Origin of the sequence: Butyricimonas paravirosa, from assembly GCF_032878955.1 — a bacterium.
In the GTDB taxonomy this organism is placed as follows: Bacteria; Bacteroidota; Bacteroidia; order Bacteroidales; family Marinifilaceae; genus Butyricimonas; species Butyricimonas paravirosa.
The window spans coordinates 3,954,321-3,974,648 of record NZ_CP043839.1 but is presented as its reverse complement, the minus strand read 5'-3'; the positions used below and the strand labels follow the sequence as shown (position 1 = coordinate 3,974,648).

Sequence of the window (20,328 nt, the reverse complement as noted above, 5' to 3'; positions counted from 1 at the left end):
TTCGACTACAACATGAAATATGATCACGTCATAACAATCGCAAAATACGAAGCAAGGTTATTGAGAAGAAGTACTTTGTTTCAAGTATTCACAGGATTGGCGATTTTAGGGATTCCATTTTTACAACTTATAAATCAAGGAGGAGACAATCTATTTTGGTATAAAATAGCCCTTCCTTCTTCTTTCCCATTCATAAATATTTACCTGTATAACCTATTGCAAACATTAGTAATTATCTTCGCTTGTACAGAGCGAGAAAAACAAAGTATGACTCAATACACAATCGAGGTTTTACAATGTCATCCCGCAAGTAATTACGAGTTTTGTATCGGTAAAATTCTTGGGATATTTAAAGAATTCATTAAAATCAACTTTTGTGTACTTATAATAGGCGTATTTATAAATATATGGGGAAGTAACGCTCCATTTCGGATTGAATTCTATTTATTTTATTTTTTGACATTAACTTTACCGACATTATTTTTCATAAGTGGATTTACATTATGGATGACTCGAATAATAAAAAGTCAGGTTTTAATTATCCTACTTTTAATTATTTATCTTCTATGCAATTATTTCTATTTTTCTAAAATACAATTCGGAACATTTGATTTTTTATCGCGCACGCTATCATATCAATTTTCCGATATAACAGGGTATACAGCACTACCAAAATATTTGTTGGTACGTCTCGGATATACATTACTAGGAATTGGATTCATGTACTTATGGGGTGGGATGTGGCAACGCCTTACCAACAAAATATCCAGTAAAGGAAACACGTACATGATTAGTATTCTATTCTTCCTACCGGGAAGTATTGCAATTCTTTACTCTTGGTACGATTGTAAAACCTTAGAAAACCGGAGAGAATTGTACAAAACAACTTATTTACGTTATCAGCCGGAAAATAAAGCCCGAGTTATACAGAACGACATTACCTATCGTTCATCCGGCAAACAGATGTCTGCCACAAGTAAATTAAGCGTGCAAAATCAAACTAAAGAAATCCTGTCACATATTATTCTCTATTTAAACCCAGCCCTACACGTGACCCGAATTCTGGATAAATCACAGGGCCTTGATTATTCTAGAGAAAATCAAGTAATTGTTTTGCATCGGAAATTGGCTCCGGCAGAAAAAATCACCTTAAATATAGATTATCATGGAAAAATTGACGATGCTATTTGTTATTTGGATTTCCCAACAAATGAAATCTCGAATGAAACGAGAATAAAACAAAACAACATCTTTCGATTTGGCCAACAATATACTTTTCTTACCGAGAACTACACCTTATTACACCCGGAATGCGTTTGGTATCCTGTTTGCGTTCCGCCAGTAAATATAGTATTCCCATATGCCCGTGAAACAAACTTCACTCATTTTACCCTAAAAGTAGAGACCTCCAAAGAAAAGGAAGTACTATCACAAGGGATCTCGAAAATAACAGATGAAGGCATTCTTTTTATCAACAAGCAAGCTCTCACGGGAATTAGTTTGTGCATCGGGAAGTACGAGAAAAAAGAGATGCTACTTGACAACACTTTATTGGAATTATACTATTTCCCGAAACATAAATTCATGTTTAGCTCTTATCAAATAACAGACGAACAACTACGAATACAGTTTGCTCAAATCAAAAATAGGATACAATCCAATTTTGGACGATATTATCCATTCAAAAAAATAATGTTTATCGAAAGTCCGACCACCTACACTTCTCACGAGAGAAAATGGAAAGGGGGAAGTGAATACATACAACCCGAAATAGTATTTTTTCCAGAAAGATTCTTCACGTTAACTTACAGTCCTCTTGGCATTAATAAAAAAATCGCCAGAAAAATGAATCCATCAGAAGATCAAGAATTATTGAATGTACAAGTAGAGAAAAATACGCTACATTCTTTCGGGACATCTTTACTAGGAGGTCCGTACAGCCTTTCCCCTATGTTCTACGACTACACAAGCTTTATATCATCAGACAAATATCCTGGGGTAAACACACTATTAAATGATTTAATTTTCCAACAAGATCAAAGAATAATGCTAATAAACAACGAGTTTTCCGAAGAATATATTGCCGTCACAGAATATTTGAAAAATAGATGTTTACAAGATGGCTTTCGGGAAGAAAATTTGTCAACAAAAACATTACGAGAAATCATTCGGTTAAAAGCACAATATTTAAAAGCTTATCTCTCGACTCAGATTTCCCTCGACGAACTTAAACAATTTTGCAATGACATGGCCTCTCGCCTCCAGTTCTCAGAAATAAAACTAGAACAGTTTTGCGAAGAATTTGCCCATCGTTATTCATTCGATCTACAAAAAATTTTAAATCATTTATACCAAGAAAAAGGATTACCCTCATTCATGATCAAAGATTTACGAGCGACAAAGATTGCAGGCGAAGAAAATAAATATCAAATCCACTACAAAGTGTGGAATACGGCACAAACACTAGGTATCATCTCACTTGGCGTACTTGATGTGGCAGGAAATAGTCTGGTAGAGCAAAATGATATTATCCCTCCTCAAACGTGCAATGAAATTTATTTGGAAACGACGCAGGAGCCAAGCCAATTATATATACAAACCCATTTATCACAAAACATCCCATCAGTTTATTACGTGGAATATGAAAACGGGATTCATCAATATGCGGATAAAAAAGCCATTGGTATATTACACACGGATAGTTCTGCTTTTTTATCCGGGGATATCATCATAGACAATGATTCCGACAATTTCCATTTTACAGATTCCGTGGAACAGAAAAGAGTCTTATTATCTTCAAAATTAGAACAAAAAAAATATACCCTTGTTTGCGATCCTTCCCAATGGATCGAAACGATAACCCACCACAGTTTCGGAAATCCTATCCGTAGCGCGTATTGTAAACTAGTCGGTCGTGGAAAAAGAAATGCAGTCTGGACAACCGACATTTCCCAAGAGGGAACCTATGAAATTTTCTTTTATCATCAAGATATCTCTGTAAGTTTCCCTCCCGTCAGCTCTATTTTTCCGGGAGCAAAGTTACATTATACCATATTATACTCCGGAATAAAAAAAGAAATTACAATTGAAGCTGACCTTGAAACTGAAGGCTGGGTTTCCTTAGGTAAGTTCGAACTGCCTAAAGGGAAAGTACAAGTTATTCTAAACGACAAAGGTGGTATCGTCGAGAAGGATGATTCCAAACAAGGTATTGAAGCTAAACGACAATTAATCATTGCCGACGCAATAAAATGGGTTCAGGTAAAGGGAAGTAACTAATAAGTGGCAACACTAATTATCAAATGGTTTTCCCCTCCCGGACAAGGAGGGGAAAGGAAATCCAATACTAGAACCACGGGTTCGCATCATATCCTTTTGCCACCACACATTTTCCCATCACGTTACGATGCACTTTAACTTCTTTCGTCGTAAGATCTACAAGAGCGAACGATCCTTTATTCTCGTGACTGCTGCCGGCATCATAAGTAGCGATGATCAAATGCGTCTCTTTTGACGACACGGCCACGGCAACCGGTACCCCCAAGTCATCCGGCAAGGTTGTCAAATCTGCAAGTTGCGGTTTCAAAACCGGAGAAGTGTACACTTTGTTACCTACCACGAAATACCAGTCCTGTCCGACCAAAATACCCCGTGTATTAGCATCCGCCCCCGCCAAAGAGAGAGATTCGGAAGTTTTCAATATACCCTGTTCCTTGATTTCAGGGTCTTCATCTTTTGCTGCCCTGAAATCAATATATTGCAGTGAAACCAGATTAATTTTTCCAGATTCAGCCAAAGCCAACGACAGGACATGAGCATCGGCATCCATCCCCACGGATTGTGTAATAAGAGTCTGTCCCTCGTAACTCGGTTGCTCCTTGATCTCGATAACCCGATCCAGCGCGTAGCTATCTGACACCAAGCCCTGCTCCGGATCGTTAATCTGATTCTTCAGTACATAATACTTCTTGCTCAATTCATCAAAAACAAACACGTAGCTATAATAAGAGGCCGGATGACTCCACTTATACTCCTTGTCATGTTGTGCCGGACGATATAACAGCCCCGAATTATAGGAATAAATCTTCTCGTTCGAGATAAAATAAGGAGTACCCGTGGCCATCATCACGCCATCTGTCGGGTTATAGGAATCTCCCTCGAACATAAAACTGGAATTCGTGATCAACCCGGTAGGCATGAAAGCCCCGTTATCCGTGATAATCGTGGGAGTCTCCCCCTTGGCGGAGATCACGTAAAACGTGTAATAATAATCCCCTAAAGAAGAGATATTACCGAATTGTTCGATGATCGCCTTCGGCTCGCTCCCTAGGGAATATCCCCCGATATTATCCACGTGAATACAATCCGTCGTACCTTCTTTGGCAGAAAAATAGGACAAAATTGATTCCTTGTTCGCCCCCTCACACAAGAAATAATAGCCCCAGGAGAAAGGCGACGTCACGGAAATATTAAAAGAGTAGAAATATTTCATGTCATTCTTCGAATCCGTGACAATGTAACGACAATCATGTTTACCCACGTTCAAACTACCGGGAATCGTATATTCCAAATCTCGGGTCGTGGCAACTTCCTCTCCCTCGATCGTCCAACTGTACACGAGTCCCTCTTCCGACGGGAGCAGGGAACGCTCAAATTCCGGCACCAACTTCAATACCTCGTAACTCTGCACGGCGGTATCCGTGGGAATACCTTTAATTTTCAAATTATTGGCAGGGGCATAATCGTAATTTCCTTTATCTTCCGAACAAGCGAAAAATATCGCTGCCAGCAAAAGTAGATATATCGTTATATTCTTTTTCATAATAAACAGGTTTAAGGATTAAGGAAGAGTGATTCTGGGTTTGGAAGTATCCCCGTCCGGGTACACCTCGTTATCAATAAAATACTGCTTCAACTTACGAATAAACATAAATGTTGAAGGGTACCAACTGGACATCGTGTAATAAGGCATTTGTCCCCAGTATAACTGTTTACCGGTATCCGGACCGTATTTCTCCAAATTGGGATCGGCTCCCAAATAATAGATTTCCTGCCACTTGGCATACTTCTCACGAGAAAATTCACCAAAATATCTTTCCCAGGTAGCCCACCAAGTTGGGGGTTGCAAAATATCGGTGAAGGATATTTTAGCCTTCAACAACTCCGCGGCTCCCAGTGCAAAATGTTCATTCTGTTCCAAACGAAAGGTGATTGTTCTCCACTCTTTTTTCAAGACATCGGTACGTTTCACGGTCACCCGCAAAGTATCAATCAATTCACCTGCCGGGATCATCCCTTTGGATAAAGACGTTTCATCCCAATCATTTCCAGTAGCGGTTCCCGATTCAACAACCACTTTAAAACCCCGGTCCTGATCGGTCACCAGACCAACAGAATTTACCGGAATTTTAAACGTGTATTCCGTCATCGACGGATCGTCCATAGCAAAAGAATACATCAAGCTATCCTCCCGGACAGTTGTCTTTCTCCCGTATTGATCCAGAACGAATGGCATATCGAAATAAATATAATTCGTTGAGTTATCAAACTCATCTATCGCCTTATCACAGGACACGGCTATCATGCCGGCAATAGCCATGATCATATATAATATTATCTTTTTCATAGTATAACTCGCTTATTAGGTTACTTGTCTCCTTTGGGGTTCGTGTTGGGGGAATACTCGTATTCTTCATCCGGGATAGGGAACACGTACTTGTCCTCCGTCGGGGCAATAATTACCCCTTGACGCACGTAGAAATCCCGGTACAGCCTCTTGTAAATAGGCCACATCCGACCTTCCCCTATAAAATCTTTTCGCATCTCCCGCATCAAGTATTCCATCAATTCCTCATTTCCGTATGGACCTGCCAATTTAGCCAGATTCCGGGAATCCCTTACCTCGTTCAGATACTCCAACGCTTTCCCGTTATCCACTCCAATCGATGTTTCGCAGGCGACATAGTACACTTCGGACAGTTTCAAGATAGCCACCTCCGGGTAGTAAGGCAAATATATCGTGCCGGGATGCGAGGTTTCGTAAAGTTTCTGGAAATTGTAATAATCCGCACCGGAAGAAGGCCTCTGGAACCAAACACGCAAACGATTATCCGTACCCGAACCATCCGGGGCCCGCCCGTAAAGTTCATTCAGGTATATATCATACTGGTTGGGAGTAATACAGAAATTTGCCTCGGCATTCCCTTTTTCCATTCCGAAAGTATCTCGGGCCACTTCCCACAGGTCATTCTTGTAGAATCCCAACAACATCTCCTCGCCCATGTTAATATCATACAGTTTATCCGTCTTGTCCGTCAAGGTAAATAACTCGGTGGATTTACACTCATCAATCAAGTTCACGGCCAACTGCCGGGCCCCCGCTTTATTCATCAATGCCAGTTCCACCCGCATCAACAATCCTTTCACGGCATACAGGTTCATCCGGTCACCCCTTCTTTCCAACACGGCATGATAATCAAGCATAGAACTATTTCCGTTCCCGTAACGTTTATTCTCAACGATCGGATCATTTTTCAACAATTCTTCTGCCTTTGTCAAGTCTTCCTTGGCTTTCGTCAACACGGAACGCATGGATTCAAATTCCTGTGCCTTCACGTTATACTCCGTGCGGTAAGCGATACATTCCTTATCCAAATCGGCCTCCGTGCGAATCACCGGACCATACATAGACGCCAATTCCATGTGGATAAAAGCTCTCAAAGCATACGCCTCTCCCTCTATCAATTCGGCATACTTGATCTTGTCCCGGTTCCCTTCCAAAGATTCCAAAATATAATTGGCCTGCGTGATCCCCTGGTACATCATGGACCAAATTGCCTTGAAACGAGTTTTTGAAGTTGCATCCTCGTAGTCAAACAACGATTGTTTGTAATAAGGATTCTTCGTCTTCGTGGACAAATCCCAGTATTGAGCCAACACGTCCATCATCCCGAACGATAATTCCATCCCGTAAAGTGTCTCCGAAGTCAACTTATAATAAATACCATCCAAGGCAGAATTATATCCCTTCTCGTCCGTAAGCAAATCTTCGCCCTGCACTTGTCCCTGCGGAACCACGTCCAGCCAGTCGTTACATGACGAGAACGACAACAGAGCGATCAACACGATAATTACATATTTCAATTTCATAACCTGATCCATTTAAATTAAAAACTGACATTTAACCCGAACACGAAACTACGTTGGAAAGGATAGTCAATTCCCCGTTCATTCTTCACGGTTGAAGCTCGGAACACGTCGTTCATGTAAAAGCTCAACCTCAACGTATTCATTCCAAACCGACTGATCCACGCCTTGTTCACCTCGTAAGACAAAGAGAGCGTCGACAACTGCACCGTGTTATCCTTTTGCACGAAACGACTGGAAATATAAGTCGTCTTGTAATCCTTTATATTTTTGTAGAGAGCATGTTGTCCCGGTTCTTTCCACCGATCCTTCAACACCCGACGGTCTGCATTCTTTGCGGGATCGGCACCTTCAACCCGTTGAGCCAATGTCGAATTATAATAATCCGCACCGAAATTATACTTAAATACCATATTCAAATTCCAGCCCTTCCAATACAGGTTGGTTCCGAAGTTCCCGAAGACCTTGGGTTCCGTGTCCCCGCAAATCACTTTGTCTTCCGCATCCCACGTGTAAGTCAGTTCTCCGTTTTTCTTCACGAACAACTCCTTACCGGTTGTCGGGTCAATACCTAGAGAACGGACAGCCTTAATCGCGCTCATCGATTCGCCTTCCTCGTAAACTGCTCCTGGAACTTGAGTATTTTTATTATTCTCATCGTTCACCGTTTTCAAGGCAGTGGAGATCTTTCTAATCTTATTTTTATTGTTGGCAGCCTGAAACATCACCGACCATTCCAATTCCTTTTCCATATCACGGATAATCACGGCATTCAGATTCACCTCCAGTCCTTTATTCTGAATCTCTCCCAAATTTGCCGTGTAGTTATCCGAGGGGAAACCCAGAGAAGGAGCCACGGTGATCGTAGTCAACAATCCCTGTGTCTTTTTCAAATAATAGTTGAACTGCACACGAATACGGTCTTTCGCATAACCAAAATCCAACCCGAAATTCGATTGGTACTGGTTCTGCCATTCCAGATCCGGATTCCCGTACCCCATCAACTCCGCCGTAACGGAAGAATTATACAAACGATCCGTGTTGAACTGGAACATCGTCTGGGCCTGGTAAGCCGAGAACTCCTGGTTACCCGTTACACCGTATGAATAACGCAGTTTTAGCATACTCACCTTTGTCGATTTAAAGAACTTCTCGTTATGCACGTTCCACCCGGCACCCACGGACCAGAAAGGTGCAAAACGTTTGTCTACTCCAAATTTGGAAGAGCCGTCAATACGCACGGATACATCCGCAAAATAACGATCATCATAAATATAGTTCCCGTTAGCGAAGAAACCGATGGAACGGGATTTACTCTCGTCACTGGTAGCTCTTGAATTTTCCTTGAACTGGATGGCAAAAGCCGGGTCGGAATAGCGATCGTCCGGGAATCCGGTTAACGTGAAACCATGTGAATTACTATCATCCTGTTTCACCTCACACCCGATACCCGCGTAAAGAATATGTTTCTCCCCGAACAGAGTATTATAGTTCAATGTAATATTCCCGTTATACCCCAAGCTACTCCCGTCCGTCATGGACAAATACCCACGCTTTGCTATCGGAAGATATTCCTGCATTCGATTTTCTGAATTATAAACGGTATTCAAAAACTCCGCGGAGAATGGAGACTTATAGTTCTCCCCACTGGTTTCACCTTTCACGATCGAGATTTGTCCTTTCAAACGTAGTCCCTCCCGGATAAACCAGTCCACGCTCAATTGTTCCGTGAACTCCTGCATCTTCGTGAAATTGCGATTAGGCAAAAAAGCATCATACAGGGGATTCGTCGTCCCGTCGCTCAACTTGGCAATCAGCTCCCCGTTTTCATCATAAATCCGTTCGTAGGGATTCAACGCAGCATACGTGGAAAAACTGCCATAAGGAGAATTATAAGCCTTCGTGTGAGCATAGGACATATAATTCCGAATCGTCACCTTATCCTTTATCCGGTAGATCAAGGTAAACCCCAACCCCAAACGATCACGCCCGGATTCCTTCATCACCCCCTTATTCTGATTGTACGAGGCATCGATACCGTAACGCACGTTATCCGCCCCACCTTCCACGAATATGGAATGAGCATGAGAGAACGAGGACTCTACCGGTTGAGATAACCAGTAAGTGTTCACTCCCTCTACAATATTTTTATATTTCGTGTAATATGACTCATCCAATTTCGCCTGCTCCCGACGATTATTCTCCTCGTAACCGACACTTCCCTCATACTCATACAACCCCGCCTCTTTCTCGTACTGCAATTTCTCCCGGGCATTCATCAAATCATAATCCGTCAGGTCTACCACCCCGATGGTCGGTTTGAAATCGTAAGTCACTCGTAACTTCCCCGCCTGGGGAGCTGTCGTCTCGATTACGATCACCCCGTTCGATGCTCGAGAACCGTAAAGAATCGTGGCCGAGGCATCCTTCAGCAAGGTAATACTTTCGATACGATTAACATCCATGTCGAAAACTTTTTGGGCTGACACTTCAAAACCGTCCAAAATAAAAATAGGGGTCGTCGACCCATTCTGAAAAGACCCTTTACCACGGATAGTAAAGTCGGGTAACACGTTCGGGTTAGACCCGTCCAGATTATTCTCGTTAATCTTGAATCCCGCATCAATAGCCGAAATCGTGGTAAAAATATTCCCCGTCGACACCTTGGCTAATTCCTGCTTCGTGATCATGGTTGTTGTTCCCGCGAAACCGCTTTTCTTGCGGGTCAATAATCCGGTCACGACCACCTCGTCCACCTCCATCACCTCTTCTTTCATGACCACCGTCCAATCACCCTTCGGCATATTACGGTAAAGAACGGTTTGCGGGATCATCCCCACGAACGAGAAAAGAAATTCCGCATTCGGAGATTCCGGTATCGTTAAAGAAAACTTTCCATCCTCGTCAGTTGTTACCCCGATCGTGGTCCCTTTCAGTAAAACAGTGACACCCGGTAACGTGGCCCCCTTTTCATCCTTGACAACCCCTTTTACTGTCACGCTCTTTTGCACGGAATCCCGTGCCGTGACGACTATCGGATAAATGACAATCACGTCCTTCTCCAGACGATAGGTCAAATTCGTCCCTCTCAACACCTCATTCATCACCTCACGAATCGGAGTGTTGGCAAACTTCACGCTCTTCGTTCCCGCAGTTCTCAACTCCTCGTGATTAAACAAAAACTTGTACCCCGAAATACTCCGCACGTGTTTAATTATCTCCTCCACCCTCATATTTTCCGCAGAAAAACTAACACTACCTTCTTGACTATACGCGGCCGAAAAGGCGGGTATAGAAAAGACGAAAACCAGTAAGGTCATCAATTTCATGGGCAAACATCGATTTAAATGTACCCGCAGACCAAGCAATGGATACAACACATTGTTTTTTTTCATAACTTTGTTTCAATTAAATATGATTATTTTTGACCGGCAGAGAAATGGCAGTTTCTTCACCGGTCTCTTTTTTATTTGTATTTCACGATAATATTCCTTCCATTTACGACAAATTCGACATTCGTGGTTAACCCGATTAACTTCAGCACCTCCATGAAATCTTCATACCGCCCCAGATCCCCAGTAAAATGCAAATCCTTGATAGACTCGTTCTGATAAAATATATCCACATTATACCATCTGGACAAACGATTCAATATGCTCTCCAATCGTTCTTCCTCAAAAATAAATGTTCCGTTTCTCCAGGAACAATACGCATCCGCATTCACCCTGTACTTAACAACAGTTCCGGTTGCAACCGTCACGTCAGCTTGATCCCCGGGGACCAAACGATATTCTTTCTCCCCAACCCAAAGTCCCACGCTTCCGGTTTCCAGCGTTGTTATCATATTGGCATCTTCCCGATAAGCACTCACGTTAAATGAAGTTCCATATACCCGTACTGCATTCTTGCCTACCCGGACAACAAAAGGCATGGTCGTGTCACGAGCGACCTGGAAATAAGCTTCTCCATCAAGCTCAATTACTCTCTCCGAACCCACGAAACAAGTCGGGTAAACCAGGCGTGTCTGAGAATTCAACCACACCCGGGTACCATCACTCAATTCCAGCACGTATTCGCCACCCCGAGGTACTTCCATCGTGTTGTACTCCACTTTATCCGGGGATTTCTCGCTTCCTTTGACATAGGTCACCCGTCCTTCACCCCTCCGGATAAAAGAATTACCCGCATCAATCATGGTTTCATCCTTTTGCATCTTATCAAGCAATACCACCCGCCCGTCGGACAAAGTCAATTTCGCCCGGCTCTCTCCCGGCATCAACAACGTATTAACAGCAACCTGTTCTACCGGTTTCATCCCTCGATTCCAATAAATAACGGTCCCCAGTACGATCAGAGGAATTACCACGGCTGCCACTTGTATCCAGCGACGACGGATCGAAATTCTCTTTCTCTTCTCCACGTGTCTGTCAAAGTCACGAATCATGGCCTCCACATCCACCCGGATCTCGCTCTCTTCCCCCGAATCCCACAACTTCCCCAGCCGTTCGAAATATTTCCGATGTCGTATGCTCGCATCATACCAAGCCTGAAACTCCTGTTCCTCCTTGCTTGAAAGAGTTCCCCGAAGTTTTCCGGCAAGTATTCTCCATTCTATAAAATTATCTTCACGCATACTCGATTCATTTTACCACAAGTACACACGGAGATTCAAAACGGGGGACAATGTTTTAAAATATTTTCAAAGAAAAGTTCTGCATCTCAAGAACACTTCTCCAAGAGGACCATCACACGGAAAAAAGAATAAATGACAGATGTTCTCTCAAATACTTTAACGAACGTTTCAAATGGGTTTTTACCGTAGATTCCGCCACATCCATCTCCAAGGCAATGTCTTTCACCTTTTTCCCTTCCACGATATGCTCCAACAACACGAATCTACCCTTGTCCGGTAGTTCCTGTAATACCTGTTTCAATCGGGCCCGAATATCATCATCCACTCCTTCATCATCTACCCCCGAAAACAACATTGCCTCCACAATTTTGTCTCCATGACTATCCTTAATTTTAATCGATCGCAAATAATTCAGACAATTATTTTTCACGATTATCAACAGATAAAGAAAAATGTTCTTGTTCTCGTCATACTGGGAAAGATTCTCCCATAACGAAAAAAAAGCATTCTGTACCAAATCCGTAGCCTCCTCGACATCGCAGGTATAACGAACAGCATAACGAACATAACGTTCAAAGTAACAGCGATAAAGCGTGTGAAAAGCTTCATGATCACCTCTCTTTACACGACACCCTATTTCCTTTAACTCCTGTTCGTTTAATGTTCCCATACAACCCACCTTCAACTATTAACAATTATAGATGTACGAAAATACTTATTTATTGAAACAAAACAATAAACAAGAACAAATTTTATATGTATGAGCTTTAAAGAACCACGTTAAATAGATTTTACATCAATACAAGATGATTATCATGCATATATCATACTATTGCATATCCTTTGCAGAAAACAGAAATGGTAAAAACAGAATCATTGGAGCTTGAAAACACCGCAAACCCAAGTCCAAGCAACGATCCATGGTTTAATGCTCCAGACAACATGGCATCCATAGAAGGTGGGATAGAAGAATCCCCAAATGGTGACGTGAAAACATACACCATCAATGAAATTAGAGAACTCTTAGATATACGAATGCCCAAAAACTAAAAAGGGGCTGTCCCCAAAGTCATTTCTCAAACTCCCTCCCGGCTTCGCCGTACTCCCTCTATAAACAGAGGGAGAGTTGAAATACTCCCTGTCTTCGGGAAGAGTCACCAGCTCTTCCTCTGTTTATAGAGGAGGTGGCACGAAGTGACGGAGGAGTTTTTTGAGTGAAAATGACCTTTGGGACAGTCCCTTTCCAATTTATAAAAATCAAATCTGTTTCAACAAATTAATCATTTCGATAGCCGTAGTTACCGCCTCGAAACCTTTATTTCCGGCTTTTGTTCCGGCTCTTTCAACAGCTTGTTCGATCGTGTCGGTAGTCAGGACACCGAAGATAATCGGGGTTCCCGTTTGCAGCCCGACATTAGCAATCCCTTTGGTTGCCTCGTTAGCCACCATATCGAAATGAGGAGTTGCCCCACGAATCACGGCACCCAAGCAAACAACGGCATCATACTTTTTCGTCTCAGCCATCTTCTTAGCCACTAACGGAATTTCAAAAGCACCCGGAACCCAAGCCAAATCAATATTTGCCTCATCTCCGCCATGACGTTTGAAAGCATCCAAAGCACCACCCAACAATTTACTCGTGATAAACTCGTTAAAACGTCCTGCAACGATACCAATTCGTTGGCCTTCTGCCAATAATTTCCCTTCCAGTAAATTCATAGTCTTTATATTTATTTGTTTTCTAATCCTTCTTTCAATTTCTCGATCTCTTCTCGCTGACGCACGTGAATCATGTGTCCCATCTTCTTGTACTTCGTGTACATATAAAACTCGTTCTTTTCGTTACAAGTCATTTCAATCGGCTCACGTCCCACGATTTCAATACCGTATCCGGTCAAACCATTAATTTTTAACGGGTTATTCGTCATCAAGATCATTTTCTTCACGCCCAGATCTGCCAAAATCTCTGCCCCGGTACCGTATTCACGCAAGTCGGCCTTAAACCCAAGAGCGATATTCGCCTCCACGGTATCCATTCCCTCGTCTTGCAGGTGATAAGCCTTCAATTTATTAATCAAACCGATACCCCGGCCTTCCTGACGCATATACAACAACACTCCCCGACCTCTCTCTCCGATCCGACGCATGGCCTCGGCCAGCTGGTCTCCACAATCACAACGCAAAGAACCGAACACGTCTCCCGTCAAACACTCCGAATGTACCCGGCACAATACAGGTTCCCCGTCTGTCACGTCACCTTTCACTAAAGCGATATGATGTTCCCCGTTAATCTTGTTCACATACCCGTAGGCTTTGAAGTCCCCGTATTTTGTTGGCATATCAGCCTCGGTTACCCGTTCGATCAATATCTCTGTTTTCCGACGATAGGTGATCAAATCGGCCACCGTGATCATTTTCATTCCATGCGCTTTAGCAAACACCTTCAACTCCGGTGTACGCATCATCGTTCCATCCTCCCGCATAATCTCGCAACACAAGCCACACTCTTTCAACCCAGCAATTCGCATCAAGTCCACCGTGGCCTCCGTGTGTCCCATACGCTCCAGCACGCCCCCCTTCTTTGCCTCCAACGGGAACATATGTCCCGGACGACGGAAATCTTCCGGTTTCGCATTATCCTCTACCGCTTTCATCGCGGTCACGGAACGCTCCAACGCGGAAATACCCGTGGTCGTGTCCACGTGATCGATTGACACCGTGAACGCCGTGCAATGGTTATCCGTGTTCGTGGCAACCATCTGTTCCAACCCCAACTTCGTGGTCAAAGCCTTGCTCATCGGCATACAAATCAATCCTTTAGCATAAGAAGCCATGAAGTTCACGTTCTCCAACGTGGCAAACTCGGCCGCACAAATCAAATCCCCCTCGTTCTCCCGATCCGGGTCATCCACGGCGATAATCATCTTTCCGGCTCTCAAATCTGCAACAGCCTCTTCAATCGTACTAAATTTAAATTCTTCCATATCTCAATACTCCTAAATTTATCTCCTTAAACTTTTATCTTTTAGTTTTTACCTTTTAACTTCCCTAGAATCCATTCGCCAGCAAAAAATCCAACGTCAACCCGCCTTTAGGCTCTACCGGGGCTGTCGGACGCATTAACTTCTCCACGTATTTGGCAATCACGTCATTTTCAAGGTTCACCACGTCCCCAATCTTTTTCTTCACTAACGTCGTTTCATCCTGCGTGTGAGGAATAATAGAAACCGTAAAACCCGTATCCGTCACGTCCACGACCGTTAGGCTTATCCCGTCAATCGTGATAGAACCTTTATCCACGATATAACGCAACAGCTCTGCCGGGGCTGAAATCATGATCCAAATGGCATTCTCGTCTTTCTCTCTCCCAACAATCTTCCCCAGCCCGTCAACATGACCCGACACGATATGTCCCCCCAAGCGCCCGTTCAACGTCAACGCCCTCTCCAGATTCACCCGGTCTCCGACGTGCAGCTCTCCTAAATTGCTACGCTGCATCGTCTCCGGCATCACATCTGCACAGAAACTCCCGTTAGCAAAAGAGATCACGGTCAGGCAAACCCCGTTCGTGGCAATACTATCCCCCACGTGCAAATCCTCCAACACCTTCTTTGCCTGCACTTCCAGCACCACGCTCCGGTTTCCCCGCTTGATACCCCGTATGGTTCCTATTTCTTCGATTATACCTGTAAACATCTTAATTTTAGATTTACAATTTATGATTTTAGATTTCCTCGCTCAATGCCCTCACTTTTTTAATCACGAAATCTATTATCTTTTAGTTTTTAACTTTTAGTTTTAAAAGGACATCATGACCAATGTTCAGTACGTTTTCCAATTCAAGGTTAATAGCGTCAGCCATTTTCTCCATCCCTGCACCTTCTACCGGAGTCTTGGCATTCATTCCCCCCACGATCTTCGGGGCAATAAAAGCATACAATTCATCCGCAAGCCCCTCCGACAAAAACGTGTAATTCAAACTTCCTCCTCCTTCTAACAAGATGGAATCAATTCCGGACTGCCCTAACAATTCCAACAAGTTCCTGACATCTACAAGTCCTTCCTTCTCCTTGCAAAGTAACATCTCCACACCTATCTCCCGCAAGGCTTTCACTCTCTCTTCCGGAGCGAAACAGGTATGAGCCACGATGGTACGATACTCTCCGGCCGTTTTCACGAGCTGGCTATCCAAAGACAAACGGGCATTACTATCTACCACCACTCGTATCGGCTGTCTGACACCACGGCCCTCAATCCGGCAATTCAATAAAGGATCGTCCGCCACGGCCGTCCCGATTCCCACTAATATAGCCATAAAACGATGCCGCAATTCATGCACGTAAGCTCGCGCTTCCGCTCCCGTGATCCATTTCGAATCTCCCGTCCGGGTCGCGATCTTCCCGTCCAACGTCATCGCGGTCTTCATTGCCACCCAAGGCAACTTTGTCGATATATATTTCAAAAATACTCGATTCTGTTCCCGCAAAGCCTCTTCCTCAACCCCGCAAACCACCTCTATCCCAGCCTCTCGTAACAAGGCAATACCTTTCCCTGCCACCAACGGGTTCGGATCTTCCATCCCGACCACCACCCGGGCAATCCCATGTTCAATAATGGCCTCCGTGCAAGGCGGGGTCTTTCCATAATGGCAACAAGGTTCCAACGTCACGTACATCGTGGCACCCTCCGCAGGAACCGTACAATTCCTGAAAGCGTTCCTCTCCGCATGCCATTCACCGCATCTCTCGTGCCATCCTTCCCCGATCACCTTTCCTCCCTTCACGATCACGGCTCCCACCATCGGATTCGGATTCGTGAATCCTACTCCCCGTTCGGCAAGCTCTATCGCCCGTCGCATATATTCAATGTCTTCCTGTCTAACCATGTTCAAAACCTCCTTTAAACAAAAATGCCCCGAATGCATACACATTCGGGGCATAGATTTATATTGTATTAATATAATATCAATTACAACTAAATATCTCCTCTATCATCCGGACTTTAACCGTCGGTTTCAGAATTTCACTGAATCAGTCCCTCGAAAGGGAGTCGCGGACTATAACCGCCGGTAGGGAGTTGCACCCTGCCCCGAAGAAACATTTTACAAACGCAAAAATAGAAATAATTCTAATGATAACAAACAATATTACCGCAATATTTCTTTAATTTACTTGAATGGAAAACTTTTGTTCTGTTGGAGGAAAACAAATATGATTATCACAACTTTGGTAACTGATTACACATTCTATCGTCCCTGGGCCCTTCCCGGCAATTTTTTGACCAAACACAACTGTTTCATCATATATCGTCGTCCCGCTTTGACTATAGAAACGAGCAGCTGGAACCTGTAAACCGCCAACTTTTTCATAGCCTTCTGGAAGTTGAATATCAATTTTTGTAGGAACAAACGGAGCATCCGAAGCCACGTTAGCATAAATATGGAAACCCGGATGTATCTTAACCTTTATGTAAACAAATTGCTCTCCCGATTGTAACACTTCTCTACTTACTACTACAGCCACCGGATTTCTCTCATCCGTCTCATTCATTGTTAAGGAATTTAATTTCTTTCGAACCTCCCACGCTACATAATCATTAACTCCCGGTTCTCGGCTATCAACAAGGAACACCCAACCTCCAGATTCCGTGAAGAACATTTTTTTCTTATTCTTCTCAAACCAATTACGCCATTCTATTGCAGCCGGGAAATCAACTAAAGTATAGCGAGCCAATATACGCTTGGCTTTATCCACTTCTGTTTTATTCTCTAACATTTTAATTGCCGTATCTATTAACCGCAAATCATTATTAGGGATACCCAAACTTTTCACATCCTCATCCACCACAAGTTTATTAACCCCATCTCCCCCATAAAAATAATCCCGATTTTCATCAAAATAACTTGCATAAGCTTTTTCATCCATTCCAAACATATCATAATACTCTCGCATATAGAGTTTCACAACTTCTTCATGACTTCTCATCTGCATTGGTTTAAAGTTTAGATAATATTGCTCTTCTTCTGTCAACTTTTCCCCTCGATCTTGTTTTGCCTGAACCTCTTTAGACATTTTTTGCAACAATCTGTTGGCTTCATCATTTATTTCAAGCATATTTTTATAAGCTTCTTTCGTGGGAATATACTTAAATTCATTTAAAGTAGCCCTTGTTGCAATTCCTTCATTATATTTTCGGGCAATCATTCCCTGTCCTTTAAACTTCGCAATATAAGCAATCGCATTCGCTAACACGGAGATCGCTTCATCCGTCATATACGTGGGAGATGCGGCAAATCCCCAATGAAAGAAATTAGCATGACGACCGATAGCCACTGCATTCAATGACTTTTGACATACTCCACTCGAAATATATTCAGCTTCAGGCGAATCCTCATATCCCCATGGACGTGAAACCAAACCAACACGAAATCCCTTATCCGTGGCGTATCCTTTGGTTTGGACTTTCCACATGGGTAACTTTTTAGGCATTTCTCCATCGTAATCATGAGCATAGTGAAAAGCCTCGGCTGGAGTTGGTTTATTTACCACAGTCATTTTAACCGGAAAAGGTCCCTTGAAAATAGGATGATCCTTACGCCAACTATGAGCATCCGCATCTAAACAAAGACAATACCAGTCGTTTTTACTCCCCACTCGACTACCCAATGTAGCACCCAATTCTCCAATCGTAAGCACTGGTTGATCAAAATCCGAAGTAAAATATCCTGCTTTCAAGTACATCTGTTTCGCCATATCCACGAATTCCGGAATAATACTCTTCGGGGTTCCATCCATAACAGTCACATCGTAATCATTCGACATCTGTTGTGAATAATCATCTGCATTTACGATAGTGACAGAAGTAAAATACGTTTTCAACATCTTTTCAAAAGATGCCATACGTTCCTTCACATTGTTTTGAAAAGCAACATCATCATTAAAATGCTCCTTACTCCAATCTGCAGACCCGCCAACATACAATACTCTCAGTTTACTCTTTTTCACTTGAGCAGATACATGAGTTGCTAAACTCGCACAAAAAATGGCGAGTACGAATAAAATCATAACCTTTTTCATAAAAATCTAATATTTAATTTACTATTTTGCTTAAAAGTTCACACCCTCTGCTTATCTCTCATTTTGAATCAATTGTGGGTTAAGTTCCATCACATTTAAAGGAATGGCCAATTGATAACGTACATCACCCACAGGCAGGGTATAGGTCTCACCATACACGGTACGTGTCATCGGACGAGCCGTGGCCGGATCGGCATTTAATCGCTTACGATCAAGAAATGCCATCTCAGTAAAAGTAATCTCACGTCGACGTTCATTCAATATTTCTGTCAATAATAAATCCGGATTGGTTTCCGTTGTTTCTTGATAGAACGACTGCACGTAGCGATGACGCCGCACGTAATCCAATGCATCTATTGCCTCCGACACGTTAGGTTGAGATTTACGTAACGCAGCCTCTGCTTTGGTTAACCAAACTTCCGAGGTGTTTATTCCCGAATGAACATGTCGCGTCCAAGACATTGGAACGAAAATGCCTGCTTCTTCATACGTCCCATAAAACAAACAATAGCGTAAATCATTATCTGTATCAATAATCGCCAACATATTAGACGAAAAGGGACAATTACTACGACTCATCCGGTAACGAGAATACATGATCTCCGGGTTAATCTGCATAATACTTTCATAACCGTTCACTCCGGCTGCAATCATACCTGGAACTCGTAATGAACAATTATTATAATCAATCAACTCCCCTCGTAATTTTAATGCCTCAATAGCATCTGCATAAGCTTGATCATAATTTTGCTGCCAGAGATAATATCTAGCCCGAAGCGCGTAAGCCGTTGCTTTCCCCGGAATATTATTATATTCGGGGGCATCAACTTTTAATAAAGAAATAGCATCATTCAAATCCTGCAACATCCGCTCATACACTTGAGCAACTGTAGCTCTAGGATACTGCTTATTTATATCCGCTTCCAAAACCAAAGGTACACCAAGATCAGTAGAGGCTGTCGCTGCATCATATTGTTTCCCGTACAAGTTTACTAATAGGAAATAATTCATAGCCCGGTGCACGAGAGCTTGCCCTTTCACGTCATTACGATCATAAGCCACACCATTCTCAACGACATCAATTTTATCAAGCACATAATTTGCCACGTAATTCGACTTATAAAGCCCATCCCAATTATAATCACTCTCTGCATTTGCATATATATAATCCGCCCATTTCAGTGTATTCTGAAAAATAGGAAGTGTGAAATAAGTATCATAATTAGAAGAGTTCGGATTTTCAATAGCAGTATAATCATCACTATAAAATTCAAAATACTGAATACTATACGAAATATCGCTAAACGTGTATAAAGGAGATGACATCGAGCCACAAGTCATTAGTTTAGCTAAATCATCCACGGTTTCAGGTATCGTATTCCCTTTAGGGATCACATCGACAAAATCATTACAAGAAGCCGTAACACAAAAGAAAATAACGGCAATAAGTATCTTTTTCATCACTTTTCAGAA

14 protein-coding genes and 1 riboswitch are annotated in these 20,328 nt (G+C 42.7%); of the genes, 2 read left to right on the top strand and 12 right to left on the bottom strand.

The annotated features are described in order from the left end of the window. Nucleotides 1–12 precede the first annotated feature (12 nt). Nucleotides 13–3,279, top strand: a complete 3,267-nt coding sequence (locus F1644_RS16135) for a golvesin C-terminal-like domain-containing protein (protein WP_118305521.1) — start codon at nucleotides 13–15, stop codon at nucleotides 3,277–3,279. Nucleotides 3,280–3,346: 67 nt separating this feature from the next. On the opposite strand, the gene F1644_RS16130 is transcribed toward F1644_RS16135, so the two are convergent. The 6 genes from F1644_RS16130 to F1644_RS16105 form a co-directional block, all read right to left on the bottom strand. Beyond that, nucleotides 3,347–4,822 (bottom strand): PKD-like family lipoprotein, encoded by a 1,476-nt coding sequence (locus tag F1644_RS16130; RefSeq protein ID WP_118305520.1) that lies wholly within the window; start codon nucleotides 4,820–4,822, stop codon nucleotides 3,347–3,349. Between the two features lie 18 nt (nucleotides 4,823–4,840). Beyond that, complete coding sequence (locus F1644_RS16125) at nucleotides 4,841–5,626, bottom strand: DUF4843 domain-containing protein (RefSeq protein WP_118305519.1); 786 nt, start codon at nucleotides 5,624–5,626, stop codon at nucleotides 4,841–4,843. 20 nt (nucleotides 5,627–5,646) lie between these two features. Beyond that, nucleotides 5,647–7,149 (bottom strand): RagB/SusD family nutrient uptake outer membrane protein, encoded by a 1,503-nt coding sequence (locus F1644_RS16120; protein WP_158572064.1) that lies wholly within the window; start codon nucleotides 7,147–7,149, stop codon nucleotides 5,647–5,649. A 17-nt stretch (nucleotides 7,150–7,166) separates the two neighbouring features. After that, a complete protein-coding gene (locus F1644_RS16115) occupies nucleotides 7,167–10,541 on the bottom strand; it encodes a SusC/RagA family TonB-linked outer membrane protein (RefSeq protein WP_087420759.1) in 3,375 nt (1,124 codons plus the stop codon). Between the two features lie 71 nt (nucleotides 10,542–10,612). Further along, entirely contained in the window at nucleotides 10,613–11,779 is a 1,167-nt protein-coding gene (locus F1644_RS16110; RefSeq protein ID WP_087420758.1) for a FecR family protein, read from the bottom strand. Between the two features lie 112 nt (nucleotides 11,780–11,891). After that, nucleotides 11,892–12,449, bottom strand: a complete 558-nt coding sequence (locus F1644_RS16105) for an RNA polymerase sigma factor (RefSeq protein WP_087421284.1) — start codon at nucleotides 12,447–12,449, stop codon at nucleotides 11,892–11,894. A gap of 188 nt (nucleotides 12,450–12,637) precedes the next feature. Between F1644_RS16105 and F1644_RS16100 the strand changes: the two genes are divergently transcribed. Beyond that, nucleotides 12,638–12,829 (top strand): hypothetical protein, encoded by a 192-nt coding sequence (locus F1644_RS16100; protein ID WP_087420757.1) that lies wholly within the window; start codon nucleotides 12,638–12,640, stop codon nucleotides 12,827–12,829. 207 nt (nucleotides 12,830–13,036) lie between these two features. On the opposite strand, the gene ribH is transcribed toward F1644_RS16100, so the two are convergent. The 6 genes from ribH to F1644_RS16070 all read right to left on the bottom strand — a co-directional run bounded on the left by ribH (nucleotide 13,037) and on the right by F1644_RS16070 (nucleotide 20,316). Next, on the bottom strand, nucleotides 13,037–13,498 hold the full coding sequence (gene ribH, locus F1644_RS16095) for a 6,7-dimethyl-8-ribityllumazine synthase (RefSeq protein WP_027202226.1): 462 nt from the start codon (nucleotides 13,496–13,498) through the stop codon (nucleotides 13,037–13,039). An 11-nt stretch (nucleotides 13,499–13,509) separates the two neighbouring features. After that, complete coding sequence (locus F1644_RS16090) at nucleotides 13,510–14,763, bottom strand: bifunctional 3,4-dihydroxy-2-butanone-4-phosphate synthase/GTP cyclohydrolase II (RefSeq protein ID WP_118305517.1); 1,254 nt, start codon at nucleotides 14,761–14,763, stop codon at nucleotides 13,510–13,512. A 64-nt stretch (nucleotides 14,764–14,827) separates the two neighbouring features. Further along, nucleotides 14,828–15,475, bottom strand: coding sequence for a riboflavin synthase (locus tag F1644_RS16085; RefSeq protein WP_118305516.1), 648 nt, complete (start codon nucleotides 15,473–15,475; stop codon nucleotides 14,828–14,830). 82 nt (nucleotides 15,476–15,557) lie between these two features. Beyond that, the gene (ribD, locus tag F1644_RS16080; RefSeq protein ID WP_118305544.1) at nucleotides 15,558–16,664 is read right to left on the bottom strand and encodes a bifunctional diaminohydroxyphosphoribosylaminopyrimidine deaminase/5-amino-6-(5-phosphoribosylamino)uracil reductase RibD; all 1,107 of its coding nucleotides are present in this window, start codon (nucleotides 16,662–16,664) and stop codon (nucleotides 15,558–15,560) included. A 93-nt stretch (nucleotides 16,665–16,757) separates the two neighbouring features. Beyond that, a riboswitch (FMN riboswitch) is annotated at nucleotides 16,758–16,879 on the bottom strand. 62 nt (nucleotides 16,880–16,941) lie between these two features. Then, entirely contained in the window at nucleotides 16,942–18,855 is a 1,914-nt protein-coding gene (locus tag F1644_RS16075) for a protein-disulfide reductase DsbD domain-containing protein (RefSeq protein WP_118305515.1), read from the bottom strand. A 51-nt stretch (nucleotides 18,856–18,906) separates the two neighbouring features. Continuing rightward, nucleotides 18,907–20,316: a RagB/SusD family nutrient uptake outer membrane protein gene (locus tag F1644_RS16070; protein WP_118305514.1), complete on the bottom strand. Its 1,410-nt coding sequence runs from the start codon at nucleotides 20,314–20,316 to the stop codon at nucleotides 18,907–18,909. Between the last annotated feature and the right edge of the window lie 12 nt (nucleotides 20,317–20,328).